Origin of the sequence: Kitasatospora sp. GP30 (assembly GCF_029892145.1) — a bacterium.
Classification (GTDB): Bacteria; Actinomycetota; Actinomycetes; order Streptomycetales; family Streptomycetaceae; genus Kitasatospora; species Kitasatospora acidiphila.
This window is the reverse complement of the sequence record NZ_JARZAH010000005.1, coordinates 170,016-185,743: the sequence shown is the minus strand read 5'-3', so window position 1 is coordinate 185,743 and position 15,728 is coordinate 170,016. Positions and strand designations below refer to the sequence as shown.

The window sequence follows — 15,728 nt, the reverse complement described above, 5'->3', positions numbered from 1 at the left end:
CCCCTCCGCTGCCTCTTTCCGGGTGAAGCTACGGGCCCGCCGCAGCATCTCCCCAAATCGGAACGGATCGTGGCATAACGTACCCGGTTGGAACTGCGGCGCTGCCCTTCCAGTCGCACGAACACGCAGGTGGACTCCCGGCGGCCGGACCACGCCACAGCCTCCGAGCAGGACGTTTCCACCGATCCCCGAAGGAGCAGCAGATCGTGCGAAGGATCCTCCTCACCGGCGTGGCCGCGGCCACCGCCCTCGCGGCGGCGGCCGTGTGCGCCCCGGCAGCCACAGCCTCCGCCACCGCGCGCGCGGACGACGGCCGACCGCACGCCCACCACGCCGTGTTCGCGCAGACCAACAATCCCGCCGGCAACCAGGTGGTCGCCTACCACCGCGCGGACGACGGGCGACTCACCCAGACGGCGGTGTACGACACCGGCGGCCTCGGTGGCATGCTGCAAGGCTCGGTCGCCGACCACCTGGCCTCGCAGGGCTCGCTGACCTACGACCCGGAGCACGCACTGCTGTACGCGGTGAATGCCGGCAGCAACACCGTCTCGGTGTTCTCCGTGGACGGCGATCGGCTGAAGCTGGTCGAGCAGGTCGAGTCCTGCGGCACCTTCCCGGTCAGCGTCGCGGTGCACGGCGACGTGGTCTATGTGCTCAACGCGCTGAACGGCGGCTCGATCCAGGGCTACCGTGTGATGGACGGACACCTGAAGAGGAAGGCGCACTGGAACCGCGCCCTGGGCCTGGACCCCAACGCCACACCGCAGTTCACCAACACCCCGGGGCAGGTCGGCTTCCTTGCCGACGGCTCGCAGTTGGTGGTCACCACCAAGGCCAACGGCAACGCCATCGACGTCTTCGCGCTCGACTCCTCCGGGGCTCCCTCCGACTCCCCCACGGTCACCACCGTGCCGGGCGCGGTGCCGTTCGGTTTCGTGCCCAACGGGCGGCACGGCCTGTTCCTGACCGAGGCCGGCCCGAACATGCTCGCCACCTTCCGGGTCCGGGCCGACGGCAGGGCCGCCGAGAAGGCTTCCGTGGCCACCGGCCAGTCCGCCACCTGCTGGGTCGTTGCGGTGGGCGACCTGCTCTTCGTCTCGAACGCGGGCAGTTCGACCCTCACCGGCATCCGCACCGCCGACCACGGCCGACAGCTCACCCTCCTCGGCAACACGCCCACCGACCCCGGCACGACCGACTCGGCCGTCTCCAGCGACGGCCACCACCTCTACGTCCAGACCGGCGTCAACGGCATCATCGACGAGTTCACCATCAACGACGACGGCTCGCTCACCCCGATCGGCTCGCAGACCGTCCCGGGCGGCGTCGGCGGCGAGGGCATCGTCGCTTTCTGAGCCTCGCTCACGCGTCTTCCGCCCTCGGGCGGGAGACGCCCTTGAGGCGGGAGACGCCCGTTCGCACTGCCCCGGCTCACCGGAGGCTCGGGACCCCCTCACCCTCAGGTACTGACACCTCGTCAGCCACCTCGGCCTTGCGGTCCATCGCACGCCACTCGGGCCGCAGGCCGGTCAGGTTGGTGACCAGCGCATAGGCGATACCGCCGATCAGCAGCGCCGGCACCAGGCCGGCCGCACCGACCACGAACCCGGCGAGGATCCCGCCCAGCGGGATACCGGCCCAGCCGAGCGCGTCACCGATCGCGCCCACCCGGCCGAGCATGTGGCGCGGGATCCGCTCGTAGTCGATCGCGCCCAGGATCGGGTTGATGAAGCCGGCGGAGAAGCCGTTGCAGACGAAGACCACCACGATCACGGGCAGCGGCAGCCCGAGCGCCAGCGCGATGAACCGGGGCGCACCGGCGAACAGGAAGGCCAGGAAGAAGACCAGCCGCCGGGGCAGCTTGTGGGCGATGGCCGTGGCGATCAGGCTGCCGCCCACCGCCGCGAACCCGCTCGCCGCGAACAGCAGGCCGAGCACGCTCGCGTTGTGTCCCGACCGCTCGACCCAGACCGGCAGCAGCACCGAGGTGAACGCCGCGTCCAAGAGGTTGGTGGCGGTCACCATCGCCGTGAGGGCGAACAGCAGGCGATCGGAGCGCAGGAACGCCAGCCCCTCGCCGAACCGCCGCCAGTAGCCTGGCTCCTGCTCCACCCGGTCCGTCTCAGCGGGTGCCGCCGGGGCTGTGGGCGCACCGCTGCCGTGCGGCAGGCCGAAGGCGACGACCAGTGCGACCACCACGAACGAGCCCGCGTTGACCAGCACCGCGAGCATCGGCCCGCAGAACGTCACCAGCAGTCCGCCGACCGCTGGTCCGAGAGTTCCCTGGGACAGCCGTTCGGCCACCGAGACCAGTCCGCTGGCCCGTTCCAGTGGCTGCCCGGCACGCTCGGCGAGTTCCGGCACCATCACGTACTTGGCGAGGTCGCCCGGCCCGCGCACGGTGCCCAACAGGGCGGCGAGCACCAGCAGCAGCGGAAAGGAGAGTAGCCCGGCCGCGTGCAGCAGGGGCACCAGGCCGGCGGCGACGGCGCTGAGCAGGTCGGCGGTGACCGAGACCCTGCGGGCCCCGACCCGATCGACCAGCGGTCCGTTCAGCGCCTTGGAGATCACATACGGCGTCAACTCGCAGGCGGCGACCAGGCCCGTGCGGGCCGCGCTGCCAGTGCTGACCAGGACGAACCAGGGCAGCGCGATGGCGGCGACCCGGGTACCCAGCAACGAGACGCCGTTGGCGAGGAGCAGGCGGGTGAGCGGACGCGGCGTCCAGGTTAACGACTTCACTGGCCTGCCTCCGGGAGTTCCGGGATCTGCTGGATGATCAGGCCGATGCGTGCGGTGCCCTCGGGTGCGGCATCGGCGGCCTCGGGCAGGTCGCGGCGGTAGCGTCGGACCACCTCGACGAGTTCGGCGTTCAGCTGCTGGGCCTCCTCGGGCGTCAGGCGCAGCGACCAGTCGCTGAGGTCGAAGGTCTCCCGCCATGGACTGGCCATCGTCGGCAGTTCGTTGACGGCGCGTTGGACCCGCAGGGTGTGGGCGGCGATGACCGACTGCAGGTACTCCTGGCCGGCCTCGCTGTTGGCCAGTTCGAGGTCGTTGAGGCTGGTCCCGGCGTGCAGTGCCCGCCACCAGCGCTCCCGGCCGTTGCCGCGCTCGGTGTCCTCGACCACGAAGCCGGCGGCGGCGAGTTGGCGCAGGTGGTAGCTGGTCGCACCCGAGGTGAGCCCGAGCCCGGCGGCCAACTTGGTGGCGGTGGATGGTCCGTGGCGGCGCAGCAGGCCGAGCAGCCGGACCCGGACGGGGTGGGCCAGGGCTCGTAGGCCCTTGGCGTCGAGGACGACGAGGTTGGGCGTGGGGTCGCTCATGCGGTTCACCGTAGACCGCAAAGAGATGTTTGCAAAGGGTTCTTTGCGATCAATCGCAAAGAACCCTTTGCGGTTGCCGGGGCTGACCGGGGAGACGCACGGGCCCGGGACCTCAGAAGTCGCCGGCCCTGCTCTCCACCAAGGCGTCGAGCCCGGAGGGCGGGCGGTCGAGGAGGGCCGCGACGTCCCCGGTCGAGCGGTCGTACCGGTTCTCACCGTGCAACCTGGCCATCGTGGCGATGTGCTCGCCCACGTGCGGATCCAGGCCGGCCGGCGCCAGTTCCTCAGTGCGCCACCGCTCGTACGGAACGTCGACGTACTCCACCGGACGGCCCAGGATCCCGGACAGTTCAGCGGCGATGGCGGCCATGTCCCGCGACGCCGCCCCGGTCAACTCGTAGACGTGCCCGACATGCGGTCCCGGGTCGGTCAGCACCCGGACGGCCACGTCGGCCACGTCCCGGGCGGCGACCGGCGAGGTTCGCGCGGTGCCGAACGGCAGGCGGATCGTGCCGTCCCGCCGGATCGAGGCAGCGGCGAGGACGGCGAACAGCGGATTCTCCATGAAAACCGTGGGCCTCAGGTGCGTCACCGGCAGGCCCGACCAGTCCAGGACGTGCTCGGCAAGCCAGTGCTGGTGCTGCTGGCGGGACTCGGCCGTACTGGTCAGGTCCATCTGCGAGACCGTCATCTGGGACATGTCGACCAGCACCTCGACCCGGCCCGCCGCCAGCGCTGCGGCCGCCACCGTGGCCGTGGCCTCCAGGTAGGACGGGGACACGCTCATGGTGAAGAGGATCCGCCGGCAGCCGTCCACGGCCTCCGCGACATCGGCTCCGCGCGTCAGGTCGCCCACCACCACCTCGACACCGTCCATCGCGCGCAGCGCCCGCGCCCGCTCGTCCTCCCGGTGCACCATGGCCCGCACCGCCACTCCCGACGAGCTCAGCCGGGCCACCACCCGGTGGCCGACACCGCCCACGCCCCCACCGGCACCGGTCACCAGGATCGGTCGCTGCTCGGCCATGAACCCTCCGTCCCTCGCACCCGCGACAACTCGTCCCTGCCCCCGGGCAGGCCTCACTGGCTGGTCAGCACGCTGAAGTGGGACACCTCCGGCGGATGCTCCAGATAGCCGAGCTCGCCCTCCGACCCGACCGGCCGCATCGCCCACATCGGCCCCGCGTACCCGCGCAGCGCCTCCTCGTCGCGCCAGCGGGTGACCACCAGCACCCGGTGCGTGCTGTCCGGCAGTGAGCGCAGCAGTTCGCCGCCCAGGTAGCCGTCGAGCCCGACCAGCTGCGGCATCACCTGGGTCTGCAGCACCGCACAGAACTCGGCGACCATCCTGGGCGCGACCTGCGCCTCCCAGATCCGCACGATCATCGCTGCCTCCGACTGGAAGCGGGGGTTCCCTGCTGTCCAGTATCGGTTGACCGGGCGGCACCGGCCCCACCAGGGCGCCAAGACCGCGGCGGCACCAAGCAGGCGCTCGCCCCCCGGCGTCCGCCGCCATGCGCACCTGCCATCGACACGCGCAAGCTTGTGCGGAACAGGCCCGCCGTCGCCTGGCCGGAGGTACGCTGGCGGGCAACTCGGCCGGGACCGTGGGGGTGCGGTCAGGCCACACGGAGTACAGGGTGATCCTGAGTGGCGGTCTTTCTGCTGGCGGTCGGCGCTGCCTGCTGCCTCGGCCTCGGCTTTGTTCTGCAACAGCACGCGGCGCAACTCGCCCCGCGCGCCGACCTGCTGCGCTGGCGGCTGCTGCTCGACCTGTGCCGGATCCCCGAGTGGCTGCTCGGCATCGGCATCATGATCATCGGCCTGGTGCTCAGCGCACTGGCACTGGGGTCGGGCGAGGTCTCCCAGGTGGAACCGGTGCTGACCAGCAACCTGGTCTTCGCGATGGCACTGGCCAGTCGGATCTCCCGGCAGCGGCTGGGCCGCTCCGGTTGGGGCGGGGTGGTGCTGCTCGGTGTGGGGGTGACCGCCTTCATCCTGGCCGGCGACCCGCGCGGCGGCGGGCGGACGGCCGACGAACTGCGGCACTGGCTCGTCGTCGGCATCGTCGCCGGGCTGGCGCTGCTGCTGGTCTCGCTGGCCCGCCGGCTGCCGCTGTTCGAGGAGGCGACCATCCTGGCGCTGGCGGCCGGGCTGCTGTACGGGTTGCAGGACGCGCTGACCCGGGCCACCGCGAGCATCGCGGACAGCGGCGGGGTGCTCTCCGTCCTGCACCGCTGGCAGCCGTACGCGGTGGTCGCCCTGGGCGTCTTCGGGCTGCTGCTGGTGCAGAGCGCCTTCGAGGCGGCACCGCTGCGGATATCGCTCCCGGCACTCACCGCCGCCCAGCCCCTGGCCGGCATCGCCTGCGCGGTGGGTTTCCTGGGCGACCGGCTGCGGGTCACCCCGGGCGCGCTCACCTGGGAGGTGCTGGGGCTGCTGGCGATGGTGACCGGCGTCGTGGTGATCGGCCGGCACCCGTCGATGCCGGCGGCCTGCGGGGGCGGGCCGGAACGCAACAACGGCTCCCCGGCGCCACCGGGCGAGTGATCCGCGGCTGACCCATCCGGTCGACCGTCCCGGCACAGCGCACGCACTCGTGCCGACGCGACCGGCGGAGTGTCAGGGGTTCCACCGGGTTCGAGGCTTCCCCTGACAGACTGTCGGGATTCGATCACCCTCCGCACGGGGAGCAATCAGGGATACCAACCGCCCGCCCCGTCACCCGTTCGCCGGGTTGACCGGGGGCCTGCCAGTCGCCTGTGCCTCACCAGCCCTTCAGGAGCGGTTCCCATGTCGCAGTCGCCGTCACAGTCACCGTCGCAACTACCGCAGCCCGCCCCCGCCCAGATCGTCCGCGCCGCGCTGGTCCAGGCCCGCTGGACCGGCGACCAGGCCTCGATGCTCGACCTCCACGAGCGGTACGCCCGTGAGGCGGCGGCGCAGGGGGCACGGATCATCGGCTTCCAGGAGGTCTTCAACTCGCCGTACTTCTGCCAGGTGCAGGAGCCGGAGCACTACCGCTGGGCCGAGCCGGTGCCGGACGGCCCGACCGTCACCCGGATGTCCGCGCTGGCGGCCGAACTGGGCCTGGTGATGGTGGTACCGGTCTACGAGGTGGAGCAGCCCGGCATCTACTACAACACCGCCGCCGTGATCGACGCCGACGGCCGCTTCCTCGGCAAGTACCGCAAGCACCACATCCCGCAGCTCAAGGGGTTCTGGGAGAAGTACTACTTCAAGCCCGGCAACCTCGGCTGGCCGGTGTTCGACACCGCCGTCGGCAGGGTGGGCGTCTACATCTGCTACGACCGGCACTTCCCGGAGGGCTGGCGGGCGCTCGGCCTGGCGGGCGCGCAGATCGTCTACAACCCGTCCGCGACCAGCCGCAGCCTGTCCTCCTACCTCTGGCAGCTGGAGCAGCCGGCCGCCGCCGTGGCCAACGCGTACTTCATCGCGGCCATCAACCGGGTCGGCACCGAGGAGTACGGCGACAACGACTTCTACGGCACCTCGTACTTCGTCGACCCGCGCGGCCAGTTGGTCGGTGAGGCGGCCTCCGACAAGGAGGAGGAGCTGCTGGTGCGCGACCTCGACCTGGGTGCGATCGAGCAGGTCCGGCAGCAGTGGGCGTTCTACCGCGACCGGCGCCCGGAGGCGTACGGCCCGCTGACCGAGGCCTGAGGGGGCGGCAGATGACGGATCGTCAGCGAATCGGCAGCACTGCCGCGCTGCGCAAGCGCCACCGCGGCGTCCTGCCCGCCTGGTTGGCGACGTACTACCGGGAGCCGATCGAGCTGACCCACGGCGAGGGCCGCCACGTCTGGGACGCCGAGGGCAACCGGTACCTGGACTTCTTCGGCGGCATCCTCACCACCATGACCGCGCACGCGCTGCCCGAGGTCACCGAGGCGGTCGCCGCTCAGGCCGGCCGGATCCTGCACACGTCCACGCTCTATTTCTCCTCCCCCATGGTGGAGTTGGCCGAGCAGATCGCGGAGCTCTCCGGGATCCCGGACGCCAAGGTGTTCTTCACGACCTCCGGCACCGAGGCCAATGACGCGGCGCTGCTGCTGGCCACCGCCTACCGGCGCTCCAACCAGGTGCTGGCGCTGCGCAACAGCTACCACGGCCGATCCTTCTCCACCGTCGGCATCACCGGCAACACCTCGTGGTCGCCGACCAGCCTCTCCCCGCTGCAGACCCTCTACGTGCACGGCGGGGTGCGCGACAGCGGGCCCTACGCCCGGTTCTCCGACGCCGAGTTCATCGCCGCCTGCGTCGAGGACCTGGAGGACATGCTCGGTCAGGCGGAGGGCACGGTGGCCGCGCTGATCGCCGAGCCGATCCAGGGAGTCGGCGGCTTCACCCACGGTCCGGACGGGTTGTTAGCGGCCTTCAAGGAGGTGCTGGACCGGCACGGCATCCTGTGGATCAGCGACGAGGTGCAGACCGGCTGGGGCCGCACCGGCGACCACTTCTGGGGCTGGCAGGCGCACGGGCAGTCCGGCCCGCCGGACGTCCTCACCTTCGCCAAGGGCATCGCCAACGGCATGTCGATGGGCGGCGTGGTGGCCCGGGCCGAGGTGATGGACTGCCTGGACGCCAACTCCATCTCCACCTTCGGCGGCAGCCCGATCACCTGCGCGGCCGCGCTCGCCAACCTGCGCCACCTGCTCGCCCACGACCTGCAGGCGAACGCCCGGCGCACCGGGGCGCTGCTGCGCTCGGCGCTGGAGTCGGCCGAGTTGCCGGTGGTGCGCGAGGTGCGCGGGCGCGGCCTGATGATCGGCGTCGCACTGCGGGACGCCGCCGCGGCCACCGCAGCCCTGGAGCACGCCCGCGAGTTGGGGCTGCTGATCGGCAAGGGCGGCCGGTCCGGTGACACGCTGCGGATCGCCCCGCCGCTGAGCCTGACCGACGCGGAGGCCCGCGAGGGCGCCGACCTACTGATCGAGGCACTGCGGAGGGCAGGAGCATGAGCCGGGTCCACATCACCAACGGGTTGGTCATCACGGCCGCCGACGAGTTGCGGGCCGATGTGCTGATCGAGGATCAGACGGTCGTCGCCCTCGCCGCCACCGGCAGCGCCGCGGCGTCCGGTTGGCAGGCCGACACCGTCATCGACGCGACCGGCCGCTATGTCATTCCGGGCGGCGTGGACGCGCACACCCACATGGAGCTGCCGTTCGGCGGTACCCAGGCGTCGGACACCTTCGAGACCGGCACCCGGGCCGCCGCCTGGGGCGGCACCACCACCATCGTGGACTTCGCGGTGCAGCCCATGGGCGGCTCGCTGCGGGCCGGCCTGGACACCTGGCATGCCAAGGCCGAGGGCAACTGCGCCATCGACTACGCCTTCCACACCATCGTCTCGGACGTCAACGACGCGGTGCTCAAGGAGATGGACCAGCTCACCGACTCCGGCGAGGCCACCTCCTTCAAGCTGTTCATGGCCTACCCCGGCGTCTTCTACAGCGACGACGGGCAGATCCTGCGGGCCATGCAGCGGGCCGCCCAGAGCGGTTCGCTGATCATGATGCACGCCGAGAACGGCATCGCCATCGACGTCCTGGTGGCGCAGGCACTGGCCGCCGGGCGCACGGATCCGCTGCACCACGGCGAGGTGCGGCGGGAGTTGCTGGAGGCCGAGGCCACCCACCGGGCGATCAAGCTGGCCCAGGTGGCCGGTGCGCCGCTCTACGTGGTGCACGTCTCGGCGGCCTCGGCGGCGGCCGAACTGGCCGCCGCCCGCGACCAGGGCCTGCCCGTCTTCGGCGAGACCTGCCCGCAGTACCTCTTCCTCTCCGTCGACAAGTTGGCCGAGCCCGACTTCGAGGGTGCCAAGTACGTCTGCTCCACCCCGCTGCGACCCCGCGAGCACCAGGCGGAGCTGTGGAAGCGGCTGCGGACCGACGACCTCCAGGTGGTCTCGACCGACCACTGCCCGTTCTGCTTCGTCGGGCAGAAGGAGCTCGGGCGGGACGACTTCTCCAAGATCCCCAACGGGCTTCCCGGGGTGGAGAACCGGATGGACCTGCTGCACCAGGCGGTGGTGGACGGCCGGATCTCCCGGCGCCGCTGGATCGAGATCGCCTGTGCCGCGCCTGCCCGGATGTTCGGCCTCTATCCGCGCAAGGGCACCATCGCCCCGGGCGCCGACGCCGACGTGGTGATCTACGACCCCGAGGCCGAGCAGACGATCTCCGCCGCCACCCACCACATGAACGTGGACTACTCGGCGTACGAGGGGCAGCGGATCCGGGGCGCGGTGCGCACCGTGCTCTCCCGGGGGACCGTCGTGCTGGACGACGGCCGGTGGCTCGGGCGCGCCGGGCACGGGCGGTTCCTGCGGCGCGGCACCTGCCAGTACCTCTGACGCTCTTCCAGTGCTCTGTGATCCTCTCCGTTCACTCTGACCCTTCGCTCTGACTCTCTCTGTTCGCCCTGACCCTCTCTCAGGAACGGTGGTTGGCCGATGGACATCGGGCTCGTGCTCCAGACCGATCCGCCCGCACGGCTGGTGGTGGAGCGGATGCGCCGCGCCGAGGCGGCGGGCTTCAGCCACGGCTGGACCTTCGACTCCGCCGTGCTCTGGCAGGAACCTTTTGTGATCTACAGTCAGATCCTGGCGCAGACCGAGCGGTTGACGGTCGGCCCGATGGTCACCAACCCGTCCACCCGCAGCTGGGAGGTGACCGCCTCGACGTTCGCCACCCTGAACGACATGTTCGGCAACCGCACGGTCTGCGGGATCGGCCGCGGCGACTCCGCGATGCGGGTGGCCGGGCGGCAGCCGGCCACCCTGGCCCGGCTGAGCGAGGCGATGCGGGTGATCAAGGGGCTCGCCGAGGGCCGCAGCGTCGAGCTGGACGGCACCGAGCTCCAGCTGCCCTGGGTGCGGGACGGCCGGCTGCCGGTCTGGATGGCCGCGTACGGCCCGAAGGCGCTGGCGCTCGCCGGGCATCAGGCGGACGGCTACATCCTGCAGTTGGCCGACCCGTTCCTCACCGAGTACATGATCAAGGCGGTCCGCCGGGCCGCCGCCGAGGCCGGCCGGGACCCGTCCTCGGTCACCATCTGCGTGGCGGCACCCGCCTACGTCACCGCCGACGACTCCCCCGCAGCGCTCGCGCACGCGCGGGAGCAGTGCCGGTGGTTCGGCGGCATGGTCGGAAACCATGTGGCCGACCTGGTCCGGCACTACGGCGAGCACTCCGAGCTGGTGCCGGAGGCGCTGACCGACTACATCAAGGGCCGCCAGGGGTACGACTACGCGCACCACGGGCGGGCCGGCAACCCCGACACCGCCTTCGTGCCGGACGAGATCGTGGACCGGTTCTGCCTGCTCGGCCCGGTCGAGGCGCAGTTGGCCAGGTTGGCGCGGCTGCGCGAGCTGGGCGTGGACCAGTTCGCGGTCTACGCGATGCACGACGCGATCGAGCCGACCATCGACGCGTACGGCAGCGAGATCATCCCGCGGCTCTGACCCGGTCGGCGGGGGCGTGAGCGCGGCCGCGCCCCGGCCACGGGGGCGCGAGCGTGGCCCTGGGCCGGCCACAGGGGCGCGAGCGCGGCCCTGCCCCGCCGCCGGAGGGTGAGCGCGGCTCGTCGGCGTTGACGGGGCGTCGCCTTCGGCCCGGGTCGCTCGTTGGACCATCCATGGACCATCGAAACACCGCAACCGCGCTGGCCGGTCTCGCCCTCTCGGCGGCGGTCACGGTCACCGGTTGTGCTGTCGAGCGCCCGGGCCCCCTGGTCAACATGGGCAGTTCCTCGCCCAGCCCGTCGCCCGGTTCGTCGGTGCCGAGTCCCCGGGCCCAGTTGGAGCACAGCGCGATCGCGCTCCCGCCGAGCCCCGCGCCGGGCGGTTCCGGCCCGGGCGGTTCCGTCCCGCCCGGCGCTGACCCGGCCGGGCCGCAGGTGCCGGCGCCGGCCGGTCCGTCGGCCTCGGCCTTGACGGCCCCGCACCCGCACGCGCGCTCGCCGCAGTCCAGTGACGCTTCCAGGCCCGAGCCGTCCCCCGGCCCGCATCCTCCGGTGCAACCCGAGTCGCACCCGATCCCTACCGCCGGTGGGACCGGGATCTGCGCACTGGGCGAGCAGTACGGCCAGTTGACTCCCAACTCGGATCAGGCGCAGCTGTGCCGCGGCATCTACGGCGGCTGACGGCGGCACCACTGCCGCCCGTGTCCAGGGCGGCTGACGGCCCGTCGGATATGGCAGCATGCGGAGCATCCGGCCATGAGTCGGCTGAGCCGAGAGTCAGTTGAGGAGAGCGCCCGCATGATCGCCGCATTCAGTGTCACCCCGCTCGGGGCCGGTGAGGATGTCGCCGAAGCCGTCGCGGCGGCCGTCAAGGTGGTCCGCGCCAGTGGGCTGCCCAACCAGACCGACGCCATGTTCACCTCGATCGAGGGGGATTGGGACGAGGTGATGGCCGTGATCAAGGCGGCCGTCGAGGCGGTCAAGCCGTTCGCCAGCCGGGTGAGCACAGTGATCAAGATCGACGACCGGGCCGGGGTGACCGATGGCCTGACGCGCAAGATGGAGTCGCTTGAGCGACACCTCGCAAGCTGAGCGGCCGCCCTCGGCCCCGGGAATCGAAGTCGCACCGCACACCACGCGCCCCCTGACGACTGACCGATCGTCAGGGGGCTTGCGCTACGCGCGTAAACAAATCGCGAAGACCATGCTACGCGCGTAACCAACAATTCACCGGCTACCCCCTTCGAGTACTACCATCACACTGCTGTCATGGACGCATCGCACCCGGCGACCCCAAGAGCCGGGTCAACTCCCCTGGAGCTTCGATGCGTTCACTCCACCGACGGCTCGCGACCGGCGGTACCGCCCTGGCTGTCACACTCGCCAGCGGCGCCCTCGTGCTCGCCCCCGCCGCGCACGCCGCCGTTCGCCCCCACGCCACGGCTGCCGTCTGCTCGCAGAACTACCTGCCGCTTCCGGACCCCAACTGCACGCCTGGGGCGCTCAACCCGGACGTCACCCAGGACACCATAGATTCGACGATATGCGTCTCCGGCTGGACCGCCACCATTCGGCCGTCGACGAGCTACACCAATCGCCTCAAGGCCCAGGGGATCATCGACTACGGCTACACCGACACCAGCATGTCGGACTACGAGGAGGACCACTTCATACCGCTGGAGCTGGGCGGCTCCCCGACCGACCCGCAGAACCTCTGGCCCGAGCCGCACTACTCGACCGGCAGCGGCGGCACCTCGTACACCAAGGACGGCGTGGAGAACAAGCTGAAGCAGGCGGTCTGCTCGGGCAAGGCCTCGCTGGCCGACGCACAGAACGCGATTGCCACGGACTGGACGACGGCGCTGTCCTCGCTGGGACTGTGAGCTGACGACCGTGAGCTGACGGAGTGCCCCTCCCGCACGCCGTCCGGCGCGGTGCGCACGCGCCGGACGGCGGCCCGGGACAGAGTGGGGCATGACAGCTGAACGAGTGCCCGGGGCGGTGAGTCGGCGGGTGCTGCTGACGGCGGCGGTCGGTGCGCTCGCGGGCTGCGGCGGGGGCGGGCACCCGGCGGCACCCTCGCGGGCCGCGACCGCATCCGGAGCACCTTCGCATGCGCCGTCGTCGTCGCTCGCGCCTTCGGCTTCGCCTACGCCCTCGCCTACGTCGGGTGGTACCGCACTGCCCGCGACCTCCCCTTGGCGTCCGGGACCCGGCGAGCTCCAACCCGACGTCAAGTCGCGGGCCACGCAGCTGGTCGAGGCGATCGGCAACTGGCCGCCCGGCGGCTCCGGCGCGGCGGCGGCCCAAGGCCGCGTCGCCGCGCTCGGCGGACTGGACCCGGGCCTGGTGAACCAGGCAGGCCCGCTCCTGTCAACCGCCGATCAAGCGGCGCTCCAAGTGATCTACGCGCAGTACGGCGGCCTGCTCACCGACTCCGCGAGCGTGCTGGTGGTCTGCGACCAGTGGACGCCGCAGGGCGCCGGCGGCACCACGGTCGATGTGCGCCTCAGCGCCGCCGGCCCGCGCTGGACGGTCACCGCGCTGCACCCCGCCGCGCCCGGCCCCGCGGCCGCCTCGCTGTCCACCGCGGCGCAGGCGGTGCTCGGCTCCCCGCACATCGAACTCCCGCCCGCCGCGCTGGCCGACGTCCGCAGCGGCCAGGTGCACGACAGCGCACTCCAGGCGATGCTGACGCTGGCTCAGACGTACACCATGAGCATCAGCGTGGTCCGCTCGGGCCACCCGATCGACGTGTTCGGCACCACCCGCCCCAGCGACCATCCCCTGGGACGCGCCTTCGACGTCTGGCGCATCAACGGCCTGGCCGTGGTCGACCCCGCCACCCCGCACGACCTGGTCGACGGCTTCATGCGCGCCGCCGCCGCGGCCGGCTCCTACAACGTCGGCGGGCCGCGCCAGTTGACCGGCGGCACCACGCCGAACCAGTTCTTCACCGACGACACCCACCACGACCATGTGCACGTGGGGTTCAATTCCTAGCCGTACAGCGCACAGGTTCCAGCCGACCTGTTGGCTACTGGCCGCGACCGCGGCGGGTCTTGGCCGGGGGCTCGTCCATGATCTCGGGGTTGGCCATGAAGCTCAGCAGGTGCCCGCAGCTGCGGCAGGCGAGGGCCTCGACATAGGTCTTGCGGGCGAACATCCTGCCGACCACGTGGACCTTCACCATCAGGCCGCCCACCTGGTTGCTGAAGACCACCTGCACCGGCCGCAACTCACCCGCGCACAGCGGGCAGGCCTCCGGTGCCCGGTAGGTGGAGCCGTCCCCTCGCTCGTAGTCGTCATCCCGCACCACAACCACCCCCGACGTCGCTGCTGTTGGTTCGTGGTGCAGGTTAGCTCCGGCGAACAGGAGCCGAACAGTCGGGTGCCCGGGTCAGCGCAGCTCCTCGGCCAGCAGGTCCATCAGCAGACCGTCGTGCCAGTCGCCGTCCACACCGCGCTCGTACTTGCGCAGCACACCGACCGGACGGAAGCCCACCTTGCTGTAGCAGCGGATGGCGGCGGCGTTGTCGGCAGCCGGGTCGATGGTCAGCCGGTGGTGGCCAACCTCCTCGACCAGGTAGCGGGCCAGGGTGCGCACCGCGTCGGTGCCCAGTCCCCGGCCGTGCACGGCGGGGTCCAGGTAGAGGTCGATGCCGGCGTGCCGGTAGTCGGGCTCGGTCTCCTGGGACCACTGGATGGCCCCGATCACCCGGTCGCGGTGGAGGACGGTGAAGGTCTCGTCCCCCGGGTCGGCCAGGTCCTCGGCGACGGCGGCCGTCAGGTCGGTGCCGCCGCGCCAGCGCTGGTACACCTCGGGGGTGGCGCGGATCGCGGCCAGCGCGGGGATGTCGGTGGCCTCCGCCGGGCGGAGCACCACCTGCTCGCCGTGCAGGGTTCGAGCCTCCATCGGCCGATCCCTCCTCAGGCCGGCACCGTCTTCATCGACCCGGCGGCGCACTGCTCACCGGTGAGGTGCCGGGGCTTGGAGTCGCTGTCCTGGCGCTGGCGGGTCGGTGTACTCGTCCAGGGTAGCCGCGCTGCGTTGCCGCTGCGCTGTCAGTGCCCCGGCGCCCCCGGAAGGCAGTGCGGATCAGCACGGGGGCCGCCCGGGCGCCGGGCCGGCTGGGACGTGGCCGGGGACGATCAGCGGCCCTGGAGTGCCTTCACGGGGGCCATGCTGAGGCCGAAGCCGGCCGGCATCCGGGCGAGCGCTCCGTCGATGATCCGCTCCAGGTTGGCCTGGGAGGTGGAGAGCTGGACGGTGGGGGACGTCGGGCGCGAGGCGGCGTAGGAGCGGCCCGGGAGGGCGTCAACAGGTCTACATCACTTGTCGGCCGGGCTTCCACCCACCTGCCATCCACGGGCGCGCGGGGGCGCGCAGATTGCTCGCCGCGCTCCAACGCGCTCCAGGACATCCTCGATCAGGTGGCAGTTTTCTCCTGCTCGCCTCAACTCTCACCGTACGCTGGTGCGTTCGCCAACTAAGCGGCGAACTGCTGACGACGACCAGGACCGGAGGGGTAACAGGTGGACGGCACTGCCGGTCGCGCTCGGGAAGACACGGTGGCCTCCCAGGCCCAGCGTTGGGCCGACGAACTCATCGATTTCGGGCCTCACAACACGCTGCTGCACTTCAAGGACACCAAGACCGGGACTCTCGACCTGACCAGCTGCACCGCCGTAGGCGGGCGTGCGCTGCTAACCGGCGGCAAGGTTCGACTTGCGAGCCTCTTCCCGGATCGATCCGAGCACAAAGCCGCCTGCCTCCGCGCGCGCAACGTGCGCCGCCGGATCGTGGAGCTCGATGAGGAACAGGGGGTCGAGGCGGGACGTCTTGGGCACGGCCTGCTTCGTGTCGATCCACCCACGACACGTGGCACGGCGGCCGTCCTCCCACTGCGCGCT

At 71.5% G+C, this 15,728-nt stretch carries 17 protein-coding genes; 10 read left to right on the top strand and 7 right to left on the bottom strand.

Translation table 11 applies throughout. From position 1 onward, the window contains the following. Nucleotides 1–206 precede the first annotated feature (206 nt). Nucleotides 207–1,358: a beta-propeller fold lactonase family protein gene (locus tag P3T35_RS10760; RefSeq protein ID WP_101384491.1), complete on the top strand. Its 1,152-nt coding sequence runs from the start codon at nt 207–209 to the stop codon at nt 1,356–1,358. A gap of 76 nt (nt 1,359–1,434) precedes the next feature. Here P3T35_RS10760 and P3T35_RS10755 read toward each other — a convergent pair whose 3' ends face one another. The 4 genes from P3T35_RS10755 to P3T35_RS10740 all read right to left on the bottom strand — a co-directional run bounded on the left by P3T35_RS10755 (nt 1,435) and on the right by P3T35_RS10740 (nt 4,712). Then, complete coding sequence (locus P3T35_RS10755) at nt 1,435–2,745, bottom strand: MFS transporter (protein WP_101384490.1); 1,311 nt, start codon at nt 2,743–2,745, stop codon at nt 1,435–1,437. Next, a complete protein-coding gene (locus tag P3T35_RS10750; RefSeq protein WP_101384489.1) occupies nt 2,742–3,326 on the bottom strand; it encodes a helix-turn-helix domain-containing protein in 585 nt (194 codons plus the stop codon). The genes P3T35_RS10755 and P3T35_RS10750 overlap by 4 nt, the downstream gene beginning before the upstream one ends. A 112-nt stretch (nt 3,327–3,438) precedes the next feature. Beyond that, the gene (locus tag P3T35_RS10745; RefSeq protein ID WP_101384488.1) at nt 3,439–4,353 is read right to left on the bottom strand and encodes an NAD(P)H-binding protein; all 915 of its coding nucleotides are present in this window, start codon (nt 4,351–4,353) and stop codon (nt 3,439–3,441) included. Between the two features lie 53 nt (nt 4,354–4,406). Next, complete coding sequence (locus P3T35_RS10740; RefSeq protein WP_101384487.1) at nt 4,407–4,712, bottom strand: antibiotic biosynthesis monooxygenase; 306 nt, start codon at nt 4,710–4,712, stop codon at nt 4,407–4,409. Between the two features lie 264 nt (nt 4,713–4,976). On the opposite strand from P3T35_RS10740, the gene P3T35_RS10735 reads away from it, so the two are divergent. The 9 genes from P3T35_RS10735 to P3T35_RS10695 all read left to right on the top strand — a co-directional run bounded on the left by P3T35_RS10735 (nt 4,977) and on the right by P3T35_RS10695 (nt 13,817). Next, a complete protein-coding gene (locus P3T35_RS10735; RefSeq protein ID WP_101384486.1) occupies nt 4,977–5,876 on the top strand; it encodes a DMT family transporter in 900 nt (299 codons plus the stop codon). 243 nt (nt 5,877–6,119) lie between these two features. Beyond that, nucleotides 6,120–7,010 (top strand): nitrilase-related carbon-nitrogen hydrolase, encoded by an 891-nt coding sequence (locus P3T35_RS10730; RefSeq protein WP_101384485.1) that lies wholly within the window; start codon nt 6,120–6,122, stop codon nt 7,008–7,010. A gap of 11 nt (nt 7,011–7,021) precedes the next feature. Then, nucleotides 7,022–8,308, top strand: coding sequence for an aspartate aminotransferase family protein (locus tag P3T35_RS10725; RefSeq protein WP_101384484.1), 1,287 nt, complete (start codon nt 7,022–7,024; stop codon nt 8,306–8,308). Continuing rightward, entirely contained in the window at nt 8,305–9,705 is a 1,401-nt protein-coding gene (gene hydA, locus P3T35_RS10720; RefSeq protein WP_101384483.1) for a dihydropyrimidinase, read from the top strand. Before P3T35_RS10725 ends, hydA begins: the two co-directional genes overlap by 4 nt. A 99-nt stretch (nt 9,706–9,804) precedes the next feature. Next, nucleotides 9,805–10,815 carry a TIGR03842 family LLM class F420-dependent oxidoreductase gene (locus tag P3T35_RS10715; protein WP_101384482.1) on the top strand — a complete coding sequence of 337 codons (1,011 nt, stop codon included), beginning with the start codon at nt 9,805–9,807 and terminating at the stop codon, nt 10,813–10,815. Between the two features lie 173 nt (nt 10,816–10,988). After that, nucleotides 10,989–11,495, top strand: coding sequence for a hypothetical protein (locus tag P3T35_RS10710; protein WP_101384481.1), 507 nt, complete (start codon nt 10,989–10,991; stop codon nt 11,493–11,495). 117 nt (nt 11,496–11,612) lie between these two features. Continuing rightward, entirely contained in the window at nt 11,613–11,906 is a 294-nt protein-coding gene (locus P3T35_RS10705) for an MTH1187 family thiamine-binding protein (RefSeq protein WP_101384480.1), read from the top strand. A 233-nt stretch (nt 11,907–12,139) separates the two neighbouring features. After that, a complete protein-coding gene (locus P3T35_RS10700) occupies nt 12,140–12,697 on the top strand; it encodes a hypothetical protein (protein WP_101384479.1) in 558 nt (185 codons plus the stop codon). Between the two features lie 91 nt (nt 12,698–12,788). Beyond that, a complete protein-coding gene (locus tag P3T35_RS10695) occupies nt 12,789–13,817 on the top strand; it encodes a hypothetical protein (RefSeq protein WP_280705515.1) in 1,029 nt (342 codons plus the stop codon). Nucleotides 13,818–13,851: 34 nt separating this feature from the next. On the opposite strand, the gene P3T35_RS10690 is transcribed toward P3T35_RS10695, so the two are convergent. The 3 genes from P3T35_RS10690 to P3T35_RS10680 all read right to left on the bottom strand — a co-directional run bounded on the left by P3T35_RS10690 (nt 13,852) and on the right by P3T35_RS10680 (nt 15,665). Next, the gene (locus P3T35_RS10690; RefSeq protein WP_143677033.1) at nt 13,852–14,130 is read right to left on the bottom strand and encodes a hypothetical protein; all 279 of its coding nucleotides are present in this window, start codon (nt 14,128–14,130) and stop codon (nt 13,852–13,854) included. An 84-nt stretch (nt 14,131–14,214) separates the two neighbouring features. Next, a complete protein-coding gene (locus P3T35_RS10685) occupies nt 14,215–14,730 on the bottom strand; it encodes a GNAT family protein (RefSeq protein ID WP_101384477.1) in 516 nt (171 codons plus the stop codon). Nucleotides 14,731–15,521: 791 nt separating this feature from the next. After that, entirely contained in the window at nt 15,522–15,665 is a 144-nt protein-coding gene (locus P3T35_RS10680; RefSeq protein ID WP_180356818.1) for a hypothetical protein, read from the bottom strand. Nucleotides 15,666–15,728: the final 63 nt, after the last annotated feature.

Excerpts from the sequence above, each read along its gene's own strand:
- P3T35_RS10705 (WP_101384480.1), top strand. The coding sequence starts at position 11,613 with ATGATCGCCGCATTCAGTGTCACCCCGCTCGGGGCCGGTGAGGATGTC.
- P3T35_RS10730 (WP_101384485.1), top strand. The coding sequence starts at position 6,120 with ATGTCGCAGTCGCCGTCACAGTCACCGTCGCAACTACCGCAGCCCGCC.
- hydA (WP_101384483.1), top strand. The coding sequence starts at position 8,305 with ATGAGCCGGGTCCACATCACCAACGGGTTGGTCATCACGGCCGCCGAC.
- P3T35_RS10740 (WP_101384487.1), bottom strand. The coding sequence starts at position 4,712 with ATGATCGTGCGGATCTGGGAGGCGCAGGTCGCGCCCAGGATGGTCGCC.
- P3T35_RS10750 (WP_101384489.1), bottom strand. The coding sequence starts at position 3,326 with ATGAGCGACCCCACGCCCAACCTCGTCGTCCTCGACGCCAAGGGCCTA.
- P3T35_RS10695 (WP_280705515.1), top strand. The coding sequence starts at position 12,789 with ATGACAGCTGAACGAGTGCCCGGGGCGGTGAGTCGGCGGGTGCTGCTG.
- P3T35_RS10745 (WP_101384488.1), bottom strand. The coding sequence starts at position 4,353 with ATGGCCGAGCAGCGACCGATCCTGGTGACCGGTGCCGGTGGGGGCGTG.
- P3T35_RS10715 (WP_101384482.1), top strand. The coding sequence starts at position 9,805 with ATGGACATCGGGCTCGTGCTCCAGACCGATCCGCCCGCACGGCTGGTG.
- P3T35_RS10700 (WP_101384479.1), top strand. The coding sequence starts at position 12,140 with ATGCGTTCACTCCACCGACGGCTCGCGACCGGCGGTACCGCCCTGGCT.
- P3T35_RS10725 (WP_101384484.1), top strand. The coding sequence starts at position 7,022 with ATGACGGATCGTCAGCGAATCGGCAGCACTGCCGCGCTGCGCAAGCGC.
- P3T35_RS10685 (WP_101384477.1), bottom strand. The coding sequence starts at position 14,730 with ATGGAGGCTCGAACCCTGCACGGCGAGCAGGTGGTGCTCCGCCCGGCG.
- P3T35_RS10710 (WP_101384481.1), top strand. The coding sequence starts at position 10,989 with ATGGACCATCGAAACACCGCAACCGCGCTGGCCGGTCTCGCCCTCTCG.